The sequence below is a fragment of the Sedimenticola hydrogenitrophicus genome (genome assembly GCF_025175675.1).
In the GTDB taxonomy this organism is placed as follows: Bacteria; Pseudomonadota; Gammaproteobacteria; order Chromatiales; family Chromatiaceae; genus Sedimenticola; species Sedimenticola hydrogenitrophicus.
In genome coordinates, this window is sequence record NZ_JANIOA010000005.1 from 56603 (window position 1) to 78283 (window position 21681).

Annotated in this window: 22 protein-coding genes; 20 read left to right on the forward strand and 2 right to left on the reverse strand. The window is 64.7% G+C overall.

Annotated features, from left to right (window positions below; translation table 11 throughout):
* Window positions 1-25: 25 nt before the first annotated feature.
* The 12 genes from mreC (at window position 26) to NPX02_RS04495 (ending at window position 11883) form a co-directional block, all read left to right on the forward strand.
* Entirely contained in the window at window positions 26-925 is a 900-nt protein-coding gene (gene mreC / locus NPX02_RS04440) for a rod shape-determining protein MreC (protein ID WP_335342511.1), read from the forward strand.
* Entirely contained in the window at window positions 922-1410 is a 489-nt protein-coding gene (mreD, locus tag NPX02_RS04445) for a rod shape-determining protein MreD (protein ID WP_260292114.1), read from the forward strand. The genes mreC and mreD overlap by 4 nt, the downstream gene beginning before the upstream one ends.
* 3 nt (window positions 1411-1413) lie before the next feature.
* Entirely contained in the window at window positions 1414-3258 is a 1845-nt protein-coding gene (mrdA, locus tag NPX02_RS04450) for a penicillin-binding protein 2 (protein ID WP_260292115.1), read from the forward strand.
* Window positions 3258-4394: a rod shape-determining protein RodA gene (gene rodA, locus NPX02_RS04455; RefSeq protein ID WP_260292116.1), complete on the forward strand. Its 1137-nt coding sequence runs from the start codon at window positions 3258-3260 to the stop codon at window positions 4392-4394. Before mrdA ends, rodA begins: the two co-directional genes overlap by 1 nt.
* Before the next feature lie 36 nt (window positions 4395-4430).
* Window positions 4431-5609 carry a lytic murein transglycosylase B gene (gene mltB / locus NPX02_RS04460; protein ID WP_260292117.1) on the forward strand — a complete coding sequence of 393 codons (1179 nt, stop codon included), beginning with the start codon at window positions 4431-4433 and terminating at the stop codon, window positions 5607-5609.
* Complete coding sequence (locus NPX02_RS04465; protein ID WP_260292118.1) at window positions 5609-6466, forward strand: septal ring lytic transglycosylase RlpA family protein; 858 nt, start codon at window positions 5609-5611, stop codon at window positions 6464-6466. Before mltB ends, NPX02_RS04465 begins: the two co-directional genes overlap by 1 nt.
* Window positions 6467-6974: 508 nt before the next feature.
* Window positions 6975-8129 (forward strand): D-alanyl-D-alanine carboxypeptidase family protein, encoded by a 1155-nt coding sequence (locus tag NPX02_RS04470; RefSeq protein ID WP_260292119.1) that lies wholly within the window; start codon window positions 6975-6977, stop codon window positions 8127-8129.
* On the forward strand, window positions 8117-9010 hold the full coding sequence (locus NPX02_RS04475) for a D-amino acid aminotransferase (protein ID WP_260292121.1): 894 nt from the start codon (window positions 8117-8119) through the stop codon (window positions 9008-9010). The genes NPX02_RS04470 and NPX02_RS04475 overlap by 13 nt, the downstream gene beginning before the upstream one ends.
* A 13-nt stretch (window positions 9011-9023) precedes the next feature.
* Window positions 9024-9296, forward strand: coding sequence for a YbeD family protein (locus tag NPX02_RS04480; RefSeq protein ID WP_260292125.1), 273 nt, complete (start codon window positions 9024-9026; stop codon window positions 9294-9296).
* Window positions 9293-9943 carry a lipoyl(octanoyl) transferase LipB gene (lipB, locus tag NPX02_RS04485; RefSeq protein WP_260292126.1) on the forward strand — a complete coding sequence of 217 codons (651 nt, stop codon included), beginning with the start codon at window positions 9293-9295 and terminating at the stop codon, window positions 9941-9943. Before NPX02_RS04480 ends, lipB begins: the two co-directional genes overlap by 4 nt.
* A 191-nt stretch (window positions 9944-10134) precedes the next feature.
* The gene (lipA, locus tag NPX02_RS04490) at window positions 10135-11121 is read left to right on the forward strand and encodes a lipoyl synthase (RefSeq protein WP_260292127.1); all 987 of its coding nucleotides are present in this window, start codon (window positions 10135-10137) and stop codon (window positions 11119-11121) included.
* Between the two features lie 3 nt (window positions 11122-11124).
* Window positions 11125-11883 carry a YdcF family protein gene (locus NPX02_RS04495; RefSeq protein ID WP_260292128.1) on the forward strand — a complete coding sequence of 253 codons (759 nt, stop codon included), beginning with the start codon at window positions 11125-11127 and terminating at the stop codon, window positions 11881-11883.
* Window positions 11884-12263: 380 nt separating this feature from the next.
* Here NPX02_RS04495 and murI read toward each other — a convergent pair whose 3' ends face one another.
* Together murI and NPX02_RS04505 are read right to left on the reverse strand one after the other, a co-directional pair.
* Entirely contained in the window at window positions 12264-13076 is an 813-nt protein-coding gene (murI, locus tag NPX02_RS04500) for a glutamate racemase (protein WP_260292129.1), read from the reverse strand.
* Window positions 13069-13515, reverse strand: a complete 447-nt coding sequence (locus NPX02_RS04505) for an FxsA family protein (protein WP_260292130.1) — start codon at window positions 13513-13515, stop codon at window positions 13069-13071. Before NPX02_RS04505 ends, murI begins: the two co-directional genes overlap by 8 nt.
* A 386-nt stretch (window positions 13516-13901) precedes the next feature.
* Between NPX02_RS04505 and cutA the strand changes: the two genes are divergently transcribed.
* The 8 genes from cutA to NPX02_RS04545 all read left to right on the forward strand — a co-directional run bounded on the left by cutA (window position 13902) and on the right by NPX02_RS04545 (window position 21632).
* Window positions 13902-14213: a divalent-cation tolerance protein CutA gene (gene cutA, locus NPX02_RS04510; protein ID WP_335342510.1), complete on the forward strand. Its 312-nt coding sequence runs from the start codon at window positions 13902-13904 to the stop codon at window positions 14211-14213.
* Window positions 14192-16555 carry a protein-disulfide reductase DsbD gene (gene dsbD, locus NPX02_RS04515; protein WP_260292133.1) on the forward strand — a complete coding sequence of 788 codons (2364 nt, stop codon included), beginning with the start codon at window positions 14192-14194 and terminating at the stop codon, window positions 16553-16555. The genes cutA and dsbD overlap by 22 nt, the downstream gene beginning before the upstream one ends.
* A complete protein-coding gene (locus NPX02_RS04520; protein WP_260292134.1) occupies window positions 16552-17085 on the forward strand; it encodes a TlpA family protein disulfide reductase in 534 nt (177 codons plus the stop codon). Before dsbD ends, NPX02_RS04520 begins: the two co-directional genes overlap by 4 nt.
* A 178-nt stretch (window positions 17086-17263) precedes the next feature.
* The gene (aroQ, locus tag NPX02_RS04525) at window positions 17264-17704 is read left to right on the forward strand and encodes a type II 3-dehydroquinate dehydratase (protein ID WP_260292135.1); all 441 of its coding nucleotides are present in this window, start codon (window positions 17264-17266) and stop codon (window positions 17702-17704) included.
* 26 nt (window positions 17705-17730) lie between these two features.
* On the forward strand, window positions 17731-18186 hold the full coding sequence (gene accB / locus NPX02_RS04530; RefSeq protein WP_260292136.1) for an acetyl-CoA carboxylase biotin carboxyl carrier protein: 456 nt from the start codon (window positions 17731-17733) through the stop codon (window positions 18184-18186).
* A 14-nt stretch (window positions 18187-18200) separates the two neighbouring features.
* Complete coding sequence (accC, locus tag NPX02_RS04535; RefSeq protein WP_260292137.1) at window positions 18201-19541, forward strand: acetyl-CoA carboxylase biotin carboxylase subunit; 1341 nt, start codon at window positions 18201-18203, stop codon at window positions 19539-19541.
* Between the two features lie 53 nt (window positions 19542-19594).
* Window positions 19595-20485 (forward strand): 50S ribosomal protein L11 methyltransferase, encoded by an 891-nt coding sequence (gene prmA, locus NPX02_RS04540; protein WP_260292142.1) that lies wholly within the window; start codon window positions 19595-19597, stop codon window positions 20483-20485.
* A 16-nt stretch (window positions 20486-20501) separates the two neighbouring features.
* The gene (locus NPX02_RS04545) at window positions 20502-21632 is read left to right on the forward strand and encodes a DUF3426 domain-containing protein (protein WP_260292144.1); all 1131 of its coding nucleotides are present in this window, start codon (window positions 20502-20504) and stop codon (window positions 21630-21632) included.
* Window positions 21633-21681: the final 49 nt, after the last annotated feature.

The window sequence follows — 21681 nt, forward strand, 5'->3', positions numbered from 1 at the left end:
AAGAGGCTGATCCCCTATTAAACCGATCTTTACACAAGGTCCGTCCATCAGTATCCGCGTACTGCTCGCCGTGGTGCTTTCGCTCGCCCTCATGATCATCGATCACCGCCAGCACCACCTCGAGTCGGTCCGCTCCGTCCTCTCCACCATCACCTATCCGTTGCAGTTTGTGGCCAATCTGCCCATCGCCATCGGTTACTGGGCCTCCGAGACATTCGCCACCCGCACCCGCCTGCAGGAGGAGAACCGGGAACTGCACCGGGAGAACCTGCTGCTGCAGGGCCGGCAGCAGAAACTGGCGGCCCTGGAGGCGGAGAACATGCGCCTGCGGGATCTGCTCGACTCCTCTTTCAAGCTCGGCGACCGGGTGCTGATCGCCGAGCTGATCGCGGTGGACATGGACCCGTACCGCCAGTTGGTGCTGCTGAACAAGGGCTCCAACTCCGGCATCTACAAGGGCCAGCCGGTGCTGCACGCCAACGCGGTCATGGGCCAGGTGGTGCATGTCAACCGCTTCACCTCCTCGGTGCTGATGATCACCGACGCCAGCCATGCGCTGCCGATCCAGGTGAACCGCAACGGCCTGCGCACCGTAGCCATCGGTACCGGGCACATCAATGAACTGGAGCTGCCGAATCTGCCGAACAATGCCGACATCAAGGTGGGTGACCTGCTGGTCACCTCCGGGCTGGGTGGACGCTTCCCATCCGGCTACCCGGTCGCCACGGTGACCACCATTACCCGCGAACCGGGCGAACCCTTCGCCCGCATCAGGGCCCAGCCCAGCGCCCACCTGGAACGCGCCCGCGAGGCGCTGCTGGTGTGGACGCTGACACCGCCGGACCAGGACGCCGCCGCGGAGACAGACGCGGCCCCGGAGACGTCCGGGCAGGCCGCGGTACAGACACCGGCGGGGGAGCCATGACACTGACACCCCGAAGCGGCACACCAGTCATCATTGCCAGCTTTTGCGTCGCCCTGCTGCTGGCCATCCTGCCGCTACCCGACTGGGCGCAGATGCTGCGCCCGCAGTGGTACACCCTGGTACTGATCTACTGGACCATGGCGCTGCCCCAGCGGGTCGGCGTCGGTGTCGGCTGGCTGCTCGGCATCGTGGTCGATGTGCTCTCCGGCACCCTGCTCGGGCAGCACGCCCTGTCGCTGGGGCTGATCGCCTACATCACCTTCGAAATGCATCTGCGGATCCGCCTGTTTCCCCTGTGGCAGCAGTCGCTGACCATTCTGGTACTGTTGCTGCTGGAGAAACTGCTCTCCCTCTGGGTCATGGGCGCCGTGGGTCAGCCCACGCCGCCGCTCTCCTACTGGGCGCCGCCTCTGGTCGGCATGCTCCTCTGGCCCTGGGTGTACATCGTGCTGCGGGATCTGCGACGCAAGTTCCAGGTCAGCTGAGCCATGTATCCGACCACGCTGAAGGATTACCTGCGCGAGAGCCACCTGTTCCGCGCGCGCGCCGTCAGTGCGACCCTGATCATCCTGCTGCTCCTGCTACTGCTGATCCTGCATCTCGCCAAGCTGCAGATTACCGACCATGCCCACTTCACCACCCTGTCGCGGGACAATCGGGTCAAGGTGGAACCGCTGCCGCCGACCCGGGGCCTGATTTACGACCGTAACGGCGTCATCCTGGCCCAGAACCTGCCGACCCACAGCCTGGAGATTACCCCGGAACGGGTCAAGGACCTGGACCGGACACTGCAGGAGCTGGGCCGGATCATCGACATCAGCGACAACGACCGGAAACGCTTTGCCCGCCTGAAAAGCCATCAGCGCCGCTTTGAGAGCATCCCCATCCGGGTCCAGCTCAGCGACGAGGAGGTGGCGCGCTTTGCCGTCAACCGCCACCGCTTCCCCGGCGTGGATATCCAGGCCAAGCTGCTGCGGGATTATCCGCTCAAGGATGTCACCGCGCATATCCTCGGCTACGTCGGCCGCATCAACAAGCGTGAACTGCAGAGCATCGATACCTCCAGTTACTCCGGGACCACACACATCGGCAAGAACGGCATCGAGAAATACTATGAAGCGGAACTGCACGGCAAAGTGGGTCTGCAACAGGTCGAGATCAATGCCCTGGGCCGGGTGATCCGGATCCTGGAAAGCGAACCGCCAGCCCCGGGTATGGACCTGCACCTGACCCTGGATGCCTCGCTGCAGCGGGTGGCCATGGAAGCGTTCGCGGAGGAAAACGGCGCGGCCGTGGCCATCGACCCGCGCACCGGGGATATCCTGGCCATGGTCAGCAAACCGGGCTTCGACCCCAACCTGTTCGTCGAGGGGATCTCCTCGGCGGACTATGACGCGCTGCAGAATTCGGACGACATGCCCCTGTTCAATCGCGCCATTCGCGGCCAGTACCCGCCCGGCTCCACCATCAAACCCTTCATCGGCCTGGGGGGACTGGAGAACGGCGTCATCACCACGAGCCAGAAAAAATACTGCCCCGGCTACTTCCAGCTGCCCAACCTCAGCCACAAATACCGCGACTGGAAAAAGGCCGGCCATGGCCCTGTCGACCTGGACCAGGCCATCACCCAGTCCTGCGATGTCTACTTTTATGATCTGGCGCAGCAGATGGGGATCGACCAGCTGTCCGAGTACCTGGCGCCGTTCGGTTTCGGCCAGAAGACCGGCGTCGATATCACCGGCGAACTGGGTGGATTATTGCCCTCCCGGGAGTGGAAAAGGGCGACCAGAAACCAGTCCTGGTATCCGGGCGAGACCCTTATCACCGGGATCGGCCAGGGCTATTTCCTGACCACACCGCTGCAGCTCGCCAGCGCCACGGCCACCCTCGCCAGCCGCGGCGCACGCGTCCGCCCGCGGATTGTCCGATCAATCCGCCGCAACGGTGAGCCGGATCCGCAGGAGCAGCCGGTCAGCCAGCAGTTGCAGATCGCCCGGCACTCCGAGGCCAATTGGGATAATATCATCGAGGCGATGCTGCAGGTCACCGAGGGAGCGCGCGGGACTGCCCGGCTGATCCGCAACGAGCAGTACCGGATTGCCGGCAAGACCGGCACCGCCCAGGTGTTCACCGTCAAGCAGGAAGAGAAATACGAGGAGGAGAAGCTGGAGAAGAAGATGCTCGACCACGCCCTTTTTATCGCCTTTGCCCCGGCCGAGGCGCCGCGTATCGCCGTCGCCGTGATCGTCGAGAACGGCGGTCACGGCGGCTCGGTGGCCGCCCCCATCGCCAAGGCCATCATGGACCACCAACTGCTCAAGGAGCGCCGCTGATGGCGCGCTATCAGCCGAGCGGCCTGCCGGAATCCAACCCGACCCGGGCCGAGGGGCTGCTGGCGGACCTGCACCTGGACCTCCCACTGTTGACCGGCCTGATCCTGCTGTGCGGATTCGGCCTGCTGGTGCTGTACAGCGCCAGCGGCCAGGACATGGCGGTGATCGAGCGCCAACTGATCCGCCTGGGGATCGCCTTCGCGGTGATGGTGGTGGTCGCCCAGGTGCCGCCCGCCACGCTGCGCCGCTGGGCCCCCTGGCTGTTTGCCGCCGGCATCCTGATGCTGATCGCGGTACTGGTGGCCGGACAGGTGGGCAAGGGGGCGCAGCGCTGGCTCAACCTGGGGCTGTTCCGCTTCCAGCCGTCGGAACTGGTCAAGCTGGCGGTGCCCATGATGATCGCCTGGTTCCTGGCGGAGAAATCCCTGCCGCCGCGCTGGAGCCGCCTGGTCATCGCCGGACTGATGATCCTGGTTCCGGTGCTGCTGATCGCCCGCCAACCCGACCTCGGCACCTCGTTGCTGGTGGCCAGCGCGGGCATCTTCGTGCTGTTTCTCGCCGGACTCAGCTGGCGCTTCATCGGCGGCATGACCGTCACCGCCATCCCGGTCTCCTGGGTCCTGTGGGAGTGGGGCATGCGCGACTACCAGCGTAACCGCGTGCTCACCTTCCTCAATCCGGAGTGGGACCCGCTGGGCACCGGTTACCACATCATCCAATCGAAAATTGCCATCGGCTCCGGCGGACTCTACGGCAAGGGGTGGCTGAACGGCACCCAGTCCTATCTGGAATTCCTCCCCGAGGGGACCACCGACTTCATCTTCGCCGTCCTCTCCGAGGAGTTCGGCTTCATCGGCATCCTGCTGTTGCTGGCGCTTTATCTGGTGATCATCCTGCGCGGCCTCTATATCGCCGCCCAGGCCCAGGACACCTTCAGCCGGCTGCTGGGCGGGGCCGTCACCATGGTGTTTTTCGTCTATCTGTTCGTGAATACCGGCATGGTCAGCGGCATTCTGCCAGTGGTCGGCGTACCGCTCCCGCTGGTCAGCTACGGCGGCACTTCGCTGGTGACCATCATGGCCGGTTTCGGTATCCTGATGTCCATACACACCCATCGCAAGCTGCTGCCCACCTAGCCGGCAGGCAGCGCGGTAACGCACAAGGAACAAAGCATGCCCAAGACGCTGATCAAGATCCTGGCCAAAATCGGCACCCTGGCGCTGCTGTTGCACTGGAACGGAGCACTGGCCCTGGCCGCACCGACGGCGGAGGTCGAACCGCTGCTGCAGGATCTGGCCGCGGAGAAGGGCTATCCGCTCGATACCCTGCGTCAATTGCTGCAGGGCGCCAGCCGCAGTCAACTGGTGATCGACAGCCTCGACCGCCCGGCCGAGACCATCCACACCTGGAAGAGCTACCGGCCGATCTTCCTCCAGCCCAGCCGCATCGAGGCGGGGGTCGCCTACTGGGAGAAACACCGGGCGGCCCTGGAGCGGGCCGAGGCGGTCTATGGCGTGCCACCGGAGATCATCGTCGCGATCATCGGCGTCGAAACCTTCTACGGCAAGCGCCCCGGCAGCATCCCCATCCTCGACGCCCTCTACACCCAGGCCTATCACTATCCGCGACGCTATGAATTTGGGCGTACCCAGCTGAAGGCCTTCCTGCAGATCCTGATGGAAGAGCAGATGGAGCCGGCCATGGCGCTGGGCTCCTATGCCGGCGCCATGGGCACCCCGCAGTTCATCCCCACCAGCTATCTCAGCTACGCGGTGGATTTCGACGGAGACGGCAAGCGCGATATCTGGGGCAATGATGCCGATGTCATCGGCAGCGTGGCCAACTACTTCAGCCGCCACAACTGGCGCCCGGGGGAGGCCGTGGCCTTGCCGGCCAGGCGCCTGGAACCGGGGCAATCCTTTTATATCGAACCGGCGCAGCGGGCGGCGGCGCCCAACACACCGCTGCTTGAGCTGGCGGCGTCCGGCATAGTCGACACCCCCGCTGCCGCGGCAGATGACGCCAAGGCGACCGTCATCCACTTCCAGGGCGCGGAGGGCTCCGAGTTCTGGCTGGGTCTGAATAACTTTTACGTCATCACCCGTTACAATCACAGCAATCTCTACGCCATGGCGGTCTACCAGTTGAGCCAGGAGATCCGGGCGCTTAGGGCCCGCGCAAGAATAAGTTCCTGTATTCGGTCGCCCCTGGACCCCGCTGGCGGCGTTACGCTTTTTGGCAAGGGAGCGGCCATTGCCTGCAAAGCGTGCCTTGCCAGCGGGGCCCACGAACGCCCTCGGTACTACGGAATTATTCTTGCGCGGGCCCTTAAAAACGGGACGTCCGGCTGATGGCCGCCGGCATGCCGGGAAAAGCGCTGTTGCTGGGACTGGCCTGCGCCACGCTGCTGGCGGCCTGTTCAATCCGCCCCTCCCTGCCGCCCGGCTTTCCGGACAGTAGCGACAGCGCACCGGCGCGGCGACTCGATCCCAATGCCATCGCCAATGCCACGCCGCGGGTCGAGCCGGTCAGCCGGCGCGGCAACCCGGCCTCCTATGTAGTGCTCGGCCAGCGCTACCACACCCTGCCGAGCAGCCGCGGCTATGTGGAGCGGGGCATCGCCTCCTGGTACGGCACCAAGTTTCACGGCCGCGCCACCAGCAGCGGCGAACCCTACGACATGTACGCCATGACCGCCGCGCACAAGAGCCTGCCGCTGCCTACCTATGTCCAGGTGACCAATCTGCGCAACGGCCGCACGGCCATCGTCAAGGTGAACGACCGCGGCCCGTTCCATAACAACCGGCTGATCGACCTCTCCTATGCGGCGGCCACCAAACTGGGCATTCTCGGTGAAGGCACCGGCCTAGTGGAGGTGCGGGCCCTGGATCCCGGCGGCCCGCCCGGACAGGTGCCGGCCGCGCCTCCGCCAGCCCCGCTCAGTCCGCTCATCCAGGCCAGTCATCCGGCGGCCCCCGGGCTGTTCATTCAGGTTGGCGCCTTCAGCAGCCGGCACAACGCCAACCAGCTGAGCCTGCGGCTGGCCGGCTCGCTGGGCGAGAAGGTGCGCATCCAGCAGATCGACAACCGCGGACAGCCACTGTTTCGGGTGCAGATCGGCCCCCTGGCCGATGTGGAACAGGTGGACCACTTGAGCGCCAGCCTGCCCCGGCTGGGCATTGTCGATACGCAGGTGATAATCGACTGAAATCCGCCGCCCTGGCGTGAGGGAGACGCCGAAACCCGGCCAGCAGCCCGAAGTGTGTACGGCCACCGCGATTTTGATCGCGCATTCGCGTTAGAATAAGCCAACATTCCTCGATTCAACCGCGAAGAGCGCAAAGTACACAAAGAGATACAACGGCTTGTTCACAGCTACGGCCCAACCCGGAAGGTGAAGTACCGGGAAAGTGCAAGCCAATGTTTTCCTTCGTGTTCTTTGCGGCCTTGGCGGTTACAATGGTTTTTTTATGATAAACCGGCATCCAACAGAACCCGACCTGTTGTAAGCTGTCTCTAGTAGTCTTCCAGCTTAAATATTGCCGGAAATATTGCCGGGTAAAGCTGTTTCTGTTTCGTAGGGTGGATAAGCCGGTAGGCGCATCCACCATTGCCGCGGTGGATGCGCTGTCGCTTATCCACCCTACAAAAGTACTTTGATCAAATTTAAAGTAGCGCCAGCTGCTTCAGGTTCAAGTAACTGACCAAGGAATACCATGTTTGCACGCACCACCAGCACCGCCCTCCCCGCCCTGTTTAGCCTGCTTTTGCTGACCCTGTTCACGCTGTCCGCCACTGCCGCCCCCGTGCCGGCCCCACCCAGTGTCGCCGCCACCGGCCACCTGCTGATCGACTTCGACAGCGGCCATGTGCTGGCCGAGAACAATGCCGAACAGCGCCTGGAGCCCGCCAGCCTGACCAAGATCATGACCGCCTATGTGGTCATGAAAGAGATCCAGGCGGGTCAGGTGACCCTGCAGGACCAGGTGCTGGTAAGCAAAAAGGCCTGGCGTACCCCCGGTTCGCGGATGTTCATCGAGGTGGGGGAAAAGATCGCCCTTGAGGTGCTGCTCAAGGGCATGATCATCCAGTCCGGCAACGACGCCAGCGTCGCCCTGGCCGAGCATGTGGCCGGCAGCGAGGAGACCTTCGCCAACCTGATGAACGACCACGCCAAGCGCCTGGGGATGGCGAACACCCACTTCGTCAACAGCACCGGACTGCCGCACGCGGAGCACTACACCACGCCGCGGGATATCGCCCGGGTGACCCGCGCCACCATCCGCGAGTTTCCGGATATCTACCAGTGGTATGCCACCAAGGAGTTCACCTTCAACAGCATCAGGCAGCACAACCGCAACAAGCTGTTGTGGCGCGACGACGCGGTGGACGGGGTGAAGACCGGTCACACCGAGGCCGCCGGCTACTGCCTGGTGGCCTCGGCCAAAAAGGACGGCATGCGCCTCATCGCGGTGGTGATGGGCACCCGCAGCGAGGAGGCCCGCGCCAGCGAGAGCCTGTCCCTGCTCAACTACGGCTTCCGCTTCTTCGAGACCCACCGACTCTACGGTGCCGGCGAGAAGCTGACCGACACGCGGGTCTGGAAAGGCAGCCAGGAGCGGCTGCGCCTGGGGCTGGCCCGGGATCTCTACATCACCATTCCCCGGGGACAATACCCGAACCTGAACGCCGGCATGCGCATCGATCCGCAGATCATGGCCCCGGTGACCTCCGGACAACCGCTTGGCACGGTGAGCGTCTCCCTGGACGGGGAGAGCATCGTCGAGACCGAGCTGGTGGCGCTGGATTCAATCGTCGAAGGGGGACTGGTGCAGATCGCCAAGGATACCGTCCTGTTATGGCTGGAGTAACGATGCAGGCGCGGCCAGCGGAAATCTATCTCAATGGCCGCTTTCTGCCGCCCGAGGAGGGTCAGGTCTCGGTCATGGACCGGGGCTTCCTGTTCGGCGACGGGGTCTACGAAGTGATCCCCTGTTACGGCGGCCGACTGTTCCGGCTGGAGGAGCACCTGCGCCGGCTGGACAACAGCCTGCACGCCATCCGCATGCACAATCCCCTGGAGCGGGGCGAGTGGCAAGCCATCCTGGAACGCCTCATCGGCCAGCTGCCGGGGGCAGACCAGTCGATCTACCTGCAGGTCACGCGCGGCTCCAGCGGCCAGCGCGACCACGCCATTCCCGACGGCATCGCGCCGACTGTCTTCGTCATGACCCAGCCGGCGCTCTACCCGGACCCCACTACCCTGGCGACGGGCATCAAGGCCATCACCCTGGCCGACAACCGCTGGCTGCGCTGCGACATCAAGGCGATTACCCTGCTGGCCAATGTGTTGCTGCGCAGCGAGGCGCTGGACCAGGGGGCGGGCGAGGCGATCCTGATCCGCGACGGCCAGGCCACCGAGGGGGCCGCCAGTAACCTGTTCATCGTCCAGGCGGGGGAACTCATCACGCCACCGAAGAGCGACCGGCTGCTGCCCGGGATCACCCGCGACCTGGTGTTGGAGCTGGCGCACCAACACGGATTGCCCTGTCGTGAACAGGAGATCAGCGAGGCGATGCTCGACAGCGCCGACGAGATCTGGGTCACCAGCTCCACCAAGGAGGTGACGCCGGTGGTGGAACTGAACGGCCACCCGGTTGGAAACGGCACACCCGGCCCCATCTACACCCGCATGGCCGCCTGCTACGGCGAATACAAGGCCCTGCTCCAGGCGGGCCGGATACCATCCTAGGTGCTCCGTCAACATGAACGAACAGAAAGAGACCCTGCTGGAGTTCCCCTGCGAATTCGCCGTCAAGGCGATGGGGCTCGCCAGCCACCCGGACTTCGAGGCACTGGTGATGGAGATCGTCTCGCTGCATGTGCCCAACCTGCCGCACCAGTCCAGCCGCAGCCGCGCCAGCAAGAACGGCAAGTACCTGTCGGTGACCGTCACCTTCCAGGCCACCAGCAAGGCGCAGCTGGACGCCATCTATTACGCGCTCACCGCCCACCGGGACGTGGTAATGAGCCTATGACGGCCGACCTCCCCACCCGGCCGCCGCTGATCCGGGAGCTTGGCCGCCAGCCCTACGAAACGGTGTGGCGGGAGATGCAACGCTTTACCGCCGAACGGGATGACACAACCCGCGACGAGATCTGGCTGGTGGAGCATCCACCGGTATTCACCCTGGGCCAGGCCGGCAGACCGGAACACCTGCTCGCCCCCGGCGATATCCCCGTCATCCGCACCGATCGCGGTGGCCAGGTCACCTATCACGGGCCGGGACAGCTGGTGGCCTACCTGCTGCTCAACCTGCGGCGTCACCGCCTGGGGGTGCGCCAGCTGGTCACCCTGATCGAGCAGAGCATTGTCGACCTGTTGCGGGACTACGGCATCGCCGCCTACCCCCGCGCGGACGCCCCCGGGGTCTATGTCGACGCCCGCAAGATCGCGGCCCTCGGGCTCCGGGTCCGCCACGGCTGCAGCTTTCACGGGCTGAGCCTGAATGTGGACATGGACCTGGAGCCGTTCAGCCGCATCAACCCCTGCGGCTTTGCCGACCTGCGGGTCACCCAGATGGCGGACCTGACACAATCGACGAAACTGTCATCGGTTGGCGAAGCGCTGACCCGGCACCTGTTACAACGGCTCGGCTATAATCTTGACTCGATCATTCCATAAACCTCTCGCAAAGACGCTAAGAACGCCAAGAAAACAAGGATATATACTTGTGCATACATCACAGAATGGCCTGGAAAATGCGATTGCCCCCCATCCCTTCAAAAATCCTGTTTTTTTACCTTTACGCGCTCTGCCTCTTTGCGAGAATAATATTGGTGCACTGACAACGGCCACAGGCGACAATCCATCCCATGAGTAAAGTCGAAGACCACAACGCCCCGTCACGGGCCACCCCCGAGACCCACCAGCGCGGCGGCGAGAAGCTGGCGAGGATCCCGATCAAGGTCGAGCCGACCCGGGTAATGCCGCGCAAGCCGGACTGGATCCGGGTCAAGCTGCCCAGTGGTGAGCGGGTCAACGAGATCAAGCAGATCCTGCGCCAGAGCAAGCTCAGCTCGGTATGCGAGGAGGCGGCCTGCCCCAATCTCGGCGAGTGCTTCAGCCACGGCACCGCCACCTTCATGATCATGGGGGATATCTGCACCCGCCGCTGCCCGTTCTGCGACGTGGCCCACGGCAAACCACTGCCGCTCGATGCCAACGAGCCGGCGGAGCTGGCCGAGGCGGTGAAAGCGATGCGGCTGCGCTACGTAGTGGTCACCTCGGTGGACCGGGACGACCTGCGCGACGGTGGCGCCGGCCACTTCGTCGACTGCATCACGGCGCTGCGCGAGCACAATCCGGAGACCCGCATCGAGATCCTGGTGCCCGATTTCCGCGGCCGCATCGAGGTGGCGCTGGCGGCGTTTGCCGAGACCCGGCCGGATGTCTTCAACCACAACCTGGAGACCGCCCCCCGGCTCTACCGGCAGGCCCGCCCCGGGGCCGATTACCAGGGATCGCTGGAGTTGCTCTCCCGTTTCAAGCAGCGCCACCCCGAAGTGCAGACCAAATCGGGTCTGATGCTGGGGCTGGGCGAGACGCACGAGGAGGTGCTGGCGGTGATGCGCGACCTGCGCGACCACCAGGTCAATATGCTGACCCTCGGCCAGTACCTGCAACCGAGCCGGGAGCACCTGCCGGTAGACCGCTTCGTCACCCCGCGGGAATTCGATCAACTACGCCAGGAGGGCGAGGCGATGGGTTTCTCCAACGTGGCGAGCGGGCCGCTGGTGCGCTCCTCCTACCATGCCGACCTGCAGGCCAACCCGCTGCTTGACCGCGACGCGGGGAATTAGGTGATGTCCCAGGAGATCGTCTGGACCCTGAAAGACCTGATCCTGCCACCCGGCGTCCTGGTGCTCCTCGGCCTGATCGGCCTGCTGATGGTCCGGCGACTGCTCGGCAAGCTGCTGCTGTTGTGCAGCGTGACGGCGCTCTATCTGCTCTCGACCCCCTTCTTCTCCAGCGAGCTGATGGCCGGCCTGGAATCCCTGCCCGCGCTGACCGAGGCGCAGATCGACAGCTCCGACGCCCAGGCCATCGTGGTGCTGGGGGCGGGTCGTCGCGACGCGGCGGCGGAGTTCGGCAAGCGGGACACCGTCAACACCCTGCATCTGGAACGGCTGCGCTACGCCGCCTGGCTGTCGCGCAAGAGCGGCCTGCCCCTGATCACCAGCGGCGGCAAACCACGCAGCCGCGGCCCCAGTGAGGCGGACCTGGCCCGTGACGTACTGGAGCAAGAGTTCGGCGTGCGTGTGCTGGCGATCGAAGGGGAGAGCCGCACTACCCGGGAACAGGCATATGCCCTGAAGCCGCTGCTGGAGCAGCGCGGCATCCGCAAGATCATGCTGGTGACCCACGCCTGGCACATGCTGCGCGCCCTGGATGTATTCGAGGCCGCCGGGATCGCGGTACAACCGGCGCCCACCGGTTTCGCCCACATCCCGGGCACCCAACCGAGCTACCACGACTGGCTGCCGAACGCGGGGGCGCTGCTGGACAGCTACTACGCCCTGCACGAGCAGCTCGGGCGCTGGTGGTATCGGCTGCTCGCTTGAGCGGGTCCATGCCCGGTGCCGCCGGCACAACAGATCAGTCTTGATTCCGACAAATGAAGGGACTTTTCGTACCCACGACGCCTTCCCGGTCCTGGATCGGTAAAACATCATTACTCTCGTCAAGACGCCAAGAAAAAACCATACCTTGCTTTTAGCACCTGATTCATCGACGCAGTCATAGGGCGGGCCATGCCCGCCGCCACATCGGCGCAAACATCCACGGCGCCCACGGGGCGCCCTATAATCTTTGCGTTCTTGGCGTCTTGGCGAGAGTCCATTTGCCATCTGTCATCCAGAAGCGCTCGGCCCATGCATGGGTCAAACCTGACGACTCCCCGGCTGAGCCGGGGGGACTACCCCGAGGATTTATTGACAGGCCCTTACTCCACGCCGGCCGGCAGCCGCTCCAGCGGACAGCCCGGCCGCCACAACCGGGCCAGTTGCATCCCGGCGGACTTGGGATCGCCGCTTACCCAGAAGTGTTCGCCGCCCGTCCCCGTCCCGCTCCGCAACAATCCCAGGGCATCCAGACGGCGCTGCAGCTCCCGGGCGATCGCCGGGCCGGTATCCACGATCTCCACTTCCGGTCCGGCCAGTTCCCGGATCAGGGGCGCCAGGAAAGGGTAGTGGGTACAGCCGAGCACCAGGGTATCCACCCCCTGTAGCCGCAGGGGCTGGATGATGGACGCCACCAGCTCCCAGGTCTTCTGACTCGCCAGGGCTCCCGACTCCACCTGTTCCACCCAGCCGTGGCACGGCTGTACGATCACCCGGCGCTGTTGGCCATGGGTCGTGATGAGCCGCTGAAATTTTTCGCTACCCAGGGTACCCGCGGTAGCCAGGACCCCGACCACACCGCCACGGCTGTGGCGGATGCCCGGTTTCAGCCCGGGCTCGATGCCGATCACCGGCAGCGCAAACTGCCGGCGCAGCTCCGCCACCGCCACGGCCGTGGCGGTGTTGCAGGCCACCACGATGGCCTTCGCCCCCTGCTCCGTCAGGAACCGGGTGATCGCCAGGGAGCGGGCGATGACATAGTCCGCGGGCTTGTTGCCGTAGGGGAGATGGCCGTTATCGGCCACGTACAGCAGCGACTCCGCCGGCAACAGCCGGCGAATCTGCGTCAGTACCGAGAGTCCGCCGATCCCGGAGTCGAAGACACCGATCGGCGCGGCCGCGTCCAGCTCACTCATCATCCCGACGGCATTCGCCCTCGATGACGCGATGCTCCGGGTTGCGCTGTTGCGGATCATTCCCCGGAGCCGGATGCAGGGTGCCGGCGCGCTTCAGGAACCAGACGATCATGGCACGCCGTACCGGCGGCACCAGACAGAGGAAACCGAACAGGTCGGTAAAGAAGCCGGGTAGCAGCAGCAGGATGCCGCTGAGCAGCAGCACCACCCCTTCCAGCATCTCGATCGCCGGCACCTCGCCCCGCTCCATCCCGGCTCTGACCCGCATGGCGGTGGAGAAGCCCTGCAGGCGCACCAGCAGCCCACCCAGCACGGCGGTGAAGACGGTGAGGAAAATGGTCGGCAGGGCGCCGATCCGGGAACCGACCTCGATCAGGAAATAGAGCTCAACCAGGGGGATACCGACAAACAGCAGTAGGAGCGCGAGTAATGGATTCATGGGGGCAGAGCTTACGCCCCGCCACTGCCCGTTTCAAGACGACTCCGACCAAACCAGGTGGCCCGGATCGCCTGAATCTTTCTCATGATGCCCCCACCCCTCGCTCTCTTTACCCACGCTTGGTGCAGCGCGCGAAGGCCGACACGCCCGCGCCGGCTCGACTTAGGGCTCGCGCAAGAATAATTTCGCAGTACCGAGGTGGTAACTGGGCCACGCTGGCAAGGCACGCTTTGCAGGCAATGGCCGTTCCCTTGGCAAAAAGCGTAACGCTGCCAGCGGGGTCTAGTTGCGACCGAATACCGAAACTTATTTTTGCGCGAGCCCTTAACATTTTGCGCGCGAACGGGCAATCCTGTATCGTCCGCCACATGCCTGTGGACAAGCTTTTGATCTACTGTACCTGCCCCGACCAGGCGAGCGCCGACCGGATTGCCGGCCTCCTGGTTGAACAACGACTCGCCGCCTGCGTCAACATCATCGCCCCGGTAAAGTCGGTCTATTCCTGGCAGGGTAAGCTTGAGACGTCGGAGGAGTGGCAGCTGCTGATCAAGACCACGCAAGCGCGTTACGTGGACCTGCAGCAAGCCATTCTCTCCGTCCATCCCTATGAACTACCGGAGATCATAGCGGTCCCTGTACAACAGGGGCTGCCGGCCTATCTCCACTGGATTGATGAATGCACACAACAACAAGATTGAACCCGCTGTTCCTGCTGCTCCTGCTGCTGTTACCGGGCCTCGCCGGCGCCCAGGAGGAACCGGACTACCTGCTGCCCCAGCAGGCGTTCAAACTCTCCGCCCTGGCCGAGGAGGACGGCAGCGTCCGCGCAACCTGGCGAATCGCCGACGGCTATTACCTCTACCGCAGCAAATTCAAGTTCACCAGCGAGACCCCCGGCATTACCCTGGGGGAGGCCGAATTCCCGGCGGGAAAAATCAAAACGGATCAGTTTTTCGGCGACATGGAGGTGTACCGTAACTCGGTATCCATGCGGATTCCCATCGAGCGCGCACCCGGCGCGGACACCACCCTGGCCTTGGCCACGGTCTCCCAGGGCTGTGCCGATGCCGGTCTCTGCTATCCGCCGCAGAAGGAGACCGTGACCCTGTCACTGGCCCCCGTCGCCCCTGCCCAGGCAGCCCCAGCCGCCACACCCGCCCTCGCCGCCCTGGGTAAATTGGGCGGCAACCTGGGCCAGGCACTGGGGCTGCAGGACGAGGACGAGATACTCACCCCGGAGCAGGCCTACCAGCTCTCGGCGGAAGTCGAGCGGCCGGACCTCATCCGCCTGATCTGGCGCATCGCCGACGGCACCTATCTCTATCAGGACAAGATCCATGTTGAACTGCTGAGCGGCGAAGGGGTACAGCTGGGCCGCTTCCAACTGCCACCCGCAGAGATGAAGCGGGATGCGCTGCGGCCCGACGGGTCGATCGGCGATCTGCCGGTCTACCACAATGAGATCAACCTGCCGCTACCGCTGATCCGCGGCAATCCGGCGGCCACCGACATTCAGCTGCAGGTGGGTTACCAGGGTTGCGCCGAGTTGGGCGTCTGCTATCCACCGATCCGCAAGACCCTGTCACTGGCGCTACCGCCCCAGGCAATCGGATCGTCGGCCGCACCGGCCACCCCCTCCCCCCTGCAGCAGGCGCAACAGGCGTTGATCGCCACCCAGACGCCCAACGCCGCCGTGGCCAGCCCCGTCACAGCCAACGTGGCGGCGGAGCCGCTTTCCGAACTGGACAGCATCGCCGCCGCCCTGGCCGGCGGCAACACCTGGCTGGTGATACCGCTGTTCTTCGGCCTCGGGCTGGCGCTCTCCCTGACCCCCTGTGTCTTCCCCATGATCCCGATCCTCTCCGGGATCATCGCCGGGCAGGGCAGCCGTATCACCACCCGCAAGGCGTTCACCCTCTCGGTGGTCTATGTGCTGGCCATGTCCCTCACCTACACTGCCGCCGGGATACTGGCGGGACTATTCGGGCAGAATCTGCAGGCGGCCTTCCAGGATCCCTGGATTCTCAGCTTCTTCGCCCTGGTGTTCGTCCTGCTGGCCTTCTCCATGTTCGGCTTCTACGAGTTGCAGCTACCCAGCCGCTGGCAGAGCAAGCTGGCGGAACGCAGCAACCGGCAGAGCGGCGGAACCCTGGCCGGCGTCGCCGTCATGGGTTTCCTCTCGGCGCTGATCGTCGGCCCCTGCGTGGCGCCGCCCCTGGCCGGCGCGTTGATCTATATCGGCCAGACCGGCGATGCCCTGCTTGGCGGCCTGGCGCTGTTTACCCTGGCCATGGGCATGGGCGCACCGCTGATCATCATCGGCACCTCGGCGGGCAAGTATCTGCCGCGCGCCGGCAGCTGGATGGACAAGGTGAAGGCGGTATTCGGCGTCGGCATGCTGGCGGTGGCCATCATCCTGCTGGAGCGGATACTGCCGGTGGATGTCTCGATGCTGCTGTGGGGCATCCTGCTGGTGGTGAGCGCCATTTACATGGGTGCCCTGCGCGAGCTGGCGGTGGAGGCCTCGGGCTGGGATCGCCTGTGGAAGGGCCTCGGCGTGGTGGTGCTGATCTACGGCACCCTGATGCTGATCGGCGCCGCGGCCGGCGGCCGGGATACCGTGCAGCCGCTACGCGGCCTGATGGCGGCCAGCGGCGGCAGCGAGGCGGCGCACCTGCAGTTTCGGCGCATCAAGAGCGTGGCCGACCTGCAGCGTGAGGTCGCCTCGGCCAGCGCCGCCGGGAAACCGGTAATGCTCGATTTCTATGCCGACTGGTGTGTCTCCTGCAAGGAGATGGAGCGCTACACCTTCAGTGACCCCAAGGTGATCGCTGCGCTCTCCGACGCCGTCCTGCTGCAGGCCGACGTGACCGCCAATGACGCCCAGGACGTGGCCCTGCTGCAGGGTCACTTCGGCCTGCCCGGCCCACCCAGCATCATGTTCTACGGCCGCGACGGCAAAGAGCGCCGCGGCTACCGCGTGGTCGGCTTCATGGGGCCCGACGACTTCAGCAACCACGTAAGAAAGGCGCTGCAATGACGATTCGTTCTCTCCCGGGTTCTCTCCTGTTGCCCGCCCTGCTCCTGATGACCCTCGGCCTGCTGGCGGGCTGTGAACAGGAGCCGGCCAAACCCAAGCTGACCGGCAACGCCGAGAGCCGCCTGCCGGCCTTCAGTTTCGCCAACCTGGAGGGTGAACAGCAGGCCAGCAGCCAGTGGAACGGCAAGGTCCTGGTGATCAACTACTGGGCCACCTGGTGCCCCCCCTGCCGCAAGGAGATGCCGCTGTTCATTGAGACCCAGCAGGCCTACGCCGACCGGGGGGTACAGTTTGTCGGCATCGCCATCGACGACCCGCTCATGGTGCAGGATTTCGTCGATATCTACGCCATCAACTTCCCGATCCTGATCGGCAATGCCGACGCCATCAGGCTCTCCAACCGCATGGGCAACCGCTTCGACTCGCTGCCGTTCACCGCCATTTTCGACCGCCAGGGTAACACCCGCTACATCCAGGTGGGCGAGGTGAGCCGCGAGGTGCTGGAGCGGGAGCTGGAACCCTTGCTGTAACCGGCGAGGCGACCGACCCTTTTAATTCGCTATAAATTTTCGTCGAACGTGACGTGATCTTCGTTAAAATCTGGACAAACTGGACCTGCTCCGTCAGAATTTGCCCTTAGCTCGAATTCATTCAACAGCAGCATCAACGGTGCGGCGGCAACGCCCGGCACCCGTCAGGTAAACAATCATGGCCACCATCCTGGTACTGAACGGACCCAACCTGAATCTCTTGGGGACCCGGGAACCCGAATTGTACGGCCGGGACACGCTGGCCGATATTGAAGAGCGGCTGACCCACCTCACCCAAGGTGCGGGGCACAACCTCACCTTCACCCAGAGCAATGCCGAACATGAGCTGATCGAGCGCATTCACCGCGCCCGCGACGAGCAGATCGCCTATATCATCTTCAATCCAGCTGCCTTTACCCACACCAGCGTGGCGCTACGCGACGCCCTGCTCGGGGTGGGCATACCCTTCATAGAAGTGCACCTCTCCAATGTTCACGCACGGGAGCCGTTTCGCAGGCACTCCTATTTTTCCGATATCGCTGAAGGCGTTATCAGCGGCCTGGGGGTGCAGAGCTATGAACTCGCACTCGCTGCCGCCCTCAAGCGCCTCAGCCTCTAGCCACTGAACCGGGATTTACAGCCACAATGGATATCCGCAAAGTAAAAAAACTGATCGAACTTATCGAAGAGTCCGACGTCGCCGAGATCGAGATACACGAAGGGGAAGAGTCGGTACGCATCAGCCGCGTCAGCTCGGCCCCGCCCGCCATGTTCATGGCCGCCCCGCAGCCCCAGGTGGCCGCGGCCGCGGCACCGGCACCGGCCGTTGTCCACGACGCCGCGGCCGAAGCCAAGCCGGAGCTCACCGGCCATGCGATCCGTTCGCCCATGGTCGGCACCTTCTACCGCTCCCCCACCCCCACTTCGAAACCCTTTGTCGAGATCGGCCAACACGTCAGCGTGGGTGAAACCCTCTGCATTATCGAGGCCATGAAGATCCTCAACCAGATCGAGTGTGACAAGTCCGGGGTCGTCACCCAAGTCCTGGTGGAGAACGGCCAGCCGGTGGAATACAACGAGCCCCTGTTTATTATCGACTAAAGGCCCCTGTCGCTATGATCGAAAAAATCGTCATCGCCAACCGGGGCGAAATCGCCCTGCGTATCCTGCGGGCCTGCCGTGAACTCGGCATCAAGACCGTGGCGGTCCACTCCGAGGCGGACCGGGAGTTGAAGCATGTCCGGCTGGCGGATGAGACCGTTTGTATCGGCCCCGCCCCCTCGGCCGGCAGCTACCTGCAGGTCCACTCCATCATCAGCGCCGCCGAGGTGACCGACGCCATGGCCATCCACCCCGGTTACGGCTTTCTCTCCGAGAATGCCGATTTCGCCGAACGCGTGGAGGAGAGCGGCTTCATCTTTATCGGCCCCAAGCCGGAAACCATCCGCATGATGGGCGACAAGATCACCGCCATCGAGGCGATGAAGGCCGCCGGGGTGCCCTGTGTCCCGGGCTCCGACGGCCCCCTCGACAACGATGAGCGCAAGACCCTGAAGATGGCCGCCGGGATCGGTTATCCGGTGATCATCAAGGCGGCCGGCGGCGGCGGCGGCCGCGGCATGCGCGTGGTGCACACCGAGGCGACCCTGCTCAACGCCATCTCCCTGACCAAGGCCGAGGCGGGCGCCGCCTTCGGCAACGATACCGTCTATATGGAGAAGTACCTGGAGAATCCCCGGCACGTGGAGTTCCAGGTACTGGCGGATACCCACGGCAACGCCATCCACCTGGGCGAGCGCGACTGTTCCATGCAGCGTCGGCACCAGAAGGTGGTGGAGGAGGCGCCGGCCCCGGGCATTTCCGAGGAGCTGCGCAACCGCCTGGGCGAACGCTGTGCCGAGGCATGCCGCCGCATCGGTTACCGGGGCGCCGGCACCTTCGAATTCCTCTACGAGAACGGCGAATTCTATTTCATCGAAATGAACACCCGGATCCAGGTGGAACACCCGGTAACCGAGATGATCACCGGCGTCGACATCGTCAAGGAGCAGCTGCGCATCGCCGCCGGCGAGGCGCTCGCCTACCGGCAGTCCGACATCCAGATACGCGGCCACGCGGTCGAGTGCCGCATCAATGCCGAGGACCCGGTCACCTTCATGCCGAGCCCCGGCGACATTACCCATCTGCATATCCCGGGCGGGCCGGGTATCCGCGTGGACACCCACATCTATGACGGTTACCGGGTACCACCGCATTACGACTCCATGATCGGCAAGCTGATCGCCCATGGCGAGAACCGCGCCTCGGCCATCGCCCGCATGCGGACCGCCCTCTCGGAGATGGTGGTGGACGGCATCAAGACCAACATCCCGCTGCAGCAACGGATCATGGTGGACGAGGCATTCGCCAAGGGTGGCGCCAACATTCATTACCTGGAAAAGAAACTGGGTATCTAGTAGCAAGCGGCGGGCTCGCGGCGGAGACCGGGGCCGGCCAACAGGAGCTGAACGTGCCCTGGATACAGGCCCATCTGACTACCGGCAAGGATCAGGCACCGCTGATCGAGTTGCTGTTTGAACATCTCGGCGCCCTCTCCACCACCCTAGAGGACGCCGAGGATGAACCGTTGCTGGAACCCGGGCCGGGCGAACTCCCCCTCTGGAAGCTGACCCGGGTCACCGGCCTGTTTGCCGGCGACATCGACAGCGACGAGCTGCGCCAGCGCATCAACCAGACCCTCAACCAGACCCTCAACCGCGACGTCACCCGCAGCCTCGCCCTTGAGGTGCTGGAGGACCAGGCGTGGGAGCGCGCCTGGCTGGACAACTTCCACGCCATGTCCTTTGGCCGGCGGCTGTGGATCTGCCCTCAGGGCCGGCACGTAGAGCAGGACGACGCCATCGTCGTCGAGCTGGATCCGGGACTCGCCTTCGGCACCGGTACCCACCCGACGACCGCCCTCTGCCTGCAGTGGCTGGACCGCACCCCGCTGGAGGGGCTGGAGCTGATCGACTTCGGCTGCGGCTCGGGGATTCTCGCGGTGGCGGCGCTGAAGCTGGGGGCGAAGCGAGTGTATGCCACCGACCACGACCCGCAGGCGATGCAGGCCACCGTCGCCAATGCCGAAAAGAACAGCGTGCTGGAGCGGCTGCAGCCTTGTGACCCCGCCGATCTGCCCGGACACCCGGTGGACCTGGTGCTGGCCAACATCCTCGCCGGCACCCTGATCGAGCTCAAGGAACAGTTGACCGGACTGACCCGCCCGGGCGGCCGCATCATCCTCTCCGGGATCCTCAGCGAGCAGGCGCAGATGGTCAGTGACGCCTATGCCGAGGCCTTCGCCATGCAGCCGCCGCGGCACCAGGAGGAGTGGGTGCTGCTGGAGGGAACCCGGCAATGAACAGGACCCACTGACCGTGTATACCCAGTGCCCCCACTGCCAGACCCTGTTCCGCATCAGCAGCGAGCAGCTGAAAGCGGCCGCCGGCAAGGCCCACTGCTGCCGTTGCGACCGGGTGTTCAGCGCCCTGGACAACCTGCGCGAGCCACCCCCGGCGACAGACTGGCCGGAATCCCGCCTGATCGAGGCGTATCCACCGCCACAGAACCTGGAACTGCCGTTCGACAGCCCCGCGCAGGAGATCAGTCGCGGGGAGATGCACAGCAGCCTGTCCGAACTGCTGCTGACCCTGCAGATCAGCCCGGAGACGCCCGCGCCGGAACCGGAGCAGGAGGCTGCCGAGGGATTGGCCAGGGATGACGAGCGCGACCCGTTCGAGCCGCTCTATCACTTCGACGATCCGGAGATGGACAGTGTCCGTATCGGCCTGGACTCGCAGCTGCATGAATCCATCGAGCCACCTGTCGAGCCGCCCCCCGAGTCGGCCCGCGAGACCGATTTCGGCTGCGAGCCGGACACGGCAGGGGAGGAGACAGTCGATGCCGACACCGAGCCGGGCTATCCGTCGGCGGATGCGCCGCGTCCCGCCAGGGTCCCGTTCGACATCCCCCACGACCTGCCCGAGATCCAGCCGGCCGAGACCGCGCCCCTCTCGCTGGAGGAAAGCCTGGAGGATATCGGCCGCCGCCGGGGCACCCTCGGCTGGTCACTCGCCATCTTGCTGCTGTTGCTCGTGGCCCTGGGCCAGCTCGCCTGGTTCGGGCGTGATCACCTGTTGCGCTACCCCGCCGGCCGGGAGCTGCTGGAGAGCGCCTGCGAGCTGCTGCTCTGTCAGCTGCCGCCCCGGCATGAACCGGAAAAACTGCACGTGGTCTCCCGCGCCATCACCACCCACCCGGACCGGGAGGGCGCCCTGAAGTTGATGCTCATCCTGCGCAATGACGCCGACTTCATCCAGCCCTGGCCGCAACTGGAACTGAGCCTGCTGGACAGCAGCGGCGGCCTGATCGCCCGGCGCCGGTTCAGCCCGGAGGAGTACCGCGACACGCCCAGGGGTCTGTTGCAGCCGGGCATTCCCGAGACTATCCACCTGGAACTGGAGGACCCGGGCGACCAGGTAGTGGGATTCCAGTTCGACTTCTACTGAGTTCCCGACAGCACCCAGGTCGGGCGCTTGTCCCTTGTCCCTTCCGATG

Excerpts from the sequence above, each read along its gene's own strand:
- accC (WP_260292137.1), top strand. The coding sequence starts at position 18,201 with ATGATCGAAAAAATCGTCATCGCCAACCGGGGCGAAATCGCCCTGCGT.
- NPX02_RS04520 (WP_260292134.1), top strand. The coding sequence starts at position 16,552 with ATGACGATTCGTTCTCTCCCGGGTTCTCTCCTGTTGCCCGCCCTGCTC.
- mltB (WP_260292117.1), top strand. The coding sequence starts at position 4,431 with ATGCCCAAGACGCTGATCAAGATCCTGGCCAAAATCGGCACCCTGGCG.
- NPX02_RS04505 (WP_260292130.1), bottom strand. The coding sequence starts at position 13,515 with ATGAATCCATTACTCGCGCTCCTACTGCTGTTTGTCGGTATCCCCCTG.
- lipA (WP_260292127.1), top strand. The coding sequence starts at position 10,135 with ATGAGTAAAGTCGAAGACCACAACGCCCCGTCACGGGCCACCCCCGAG.
- aroQ (WP_260292135.1), top strand. The coding sequence starts at position 17,264 with ATGGCCACCATCCTGGTACTGAACGGACCCAACCTGAATCTCTTGGGG.
- NPX02_RS04465 (WP_260292118.1), top strand. The coding sequence starts at position 5,609 with ATGGCCGCCGGCATGCCGGGAAAAGCGCTGTTGCTGGGACTGGCCTGC.
- lipB (WP_260292126.1), top strand. The coding sequence starts at position 9,293 with ATGACGGCCGACCTCCCCACCCGGCCGCCGCTGATCCGGGAGCTTGGC.
- dsbD (WP_260292133.1), top strand. The coding sequence starts at position 14,192 with ATGCACACAACAACAAGATTGAACCCGCTGTTCCTGCTGCTCCTGCTG.
- mreD (WP_260292114.1), top strand. The coding sequence starts at position 922 with ATGACACTGACACCCCGAAGCGGCACACCAGTCATCATTGCCAGCTTT.
- NPX02_RS04475 (WP_260292121.1), top strand. The coding sequence starts at position 8,117 with ATGGCTGGAGTAACGATGCAGGCGCGGCCAGCGGAAATCTATCTCAAT.
- mrdA (WP_260292115.1), top strand. The coding sequence starts at position 1,414 with ATGTATCCGACCACGCTGAAGGATTACCTGCGCGAGAGCCACCTGTTC.
- NPX02_RS04495 (WP_260292128.1), top strand. The coding sequence starts at position 11,125 with ATGTCCCAGGAGATCGTCTGGACCCTGAAAGACCTGATCCTGCCACCC.
- murI (WP_260292129.1), bottom strand. The coding sequence starts at position 13,076 with ATGAGTGAGCTGGACGCGGCCGCGCCGATCGGTGTCTTCGACTCCGGG.
- NPX02_RS04470 (WP_260292119.1), top strand. The coding sequence starts at position 6,975 with ATGTTTGCACGCACCACCAGCACCGCCCTCCCCGCCCTGTTTAGCCTG.
- rodA (WP_260292116.1), top strand. The coding sequence starts at position 3,258 with ATGGCGCGCTATCAGCCGAGCGGCCTGCCGGAATCCAACCCGACCCGG.
- NPX02_RS04480 (WP_260292125.1), top strand. The coding sequence starts at position 9,024 with ATGAACGAACAGAAAGAGACCCTGCTGGAGTTCCCCTGCGAATTCGCC.
- accB (WP_260292136.1), top strand. The coding sequence starts at position 17,731 with ATGGATATCCGCAAAGTAAAAAAACTGATCGAACTTATCGAAGAGTCC.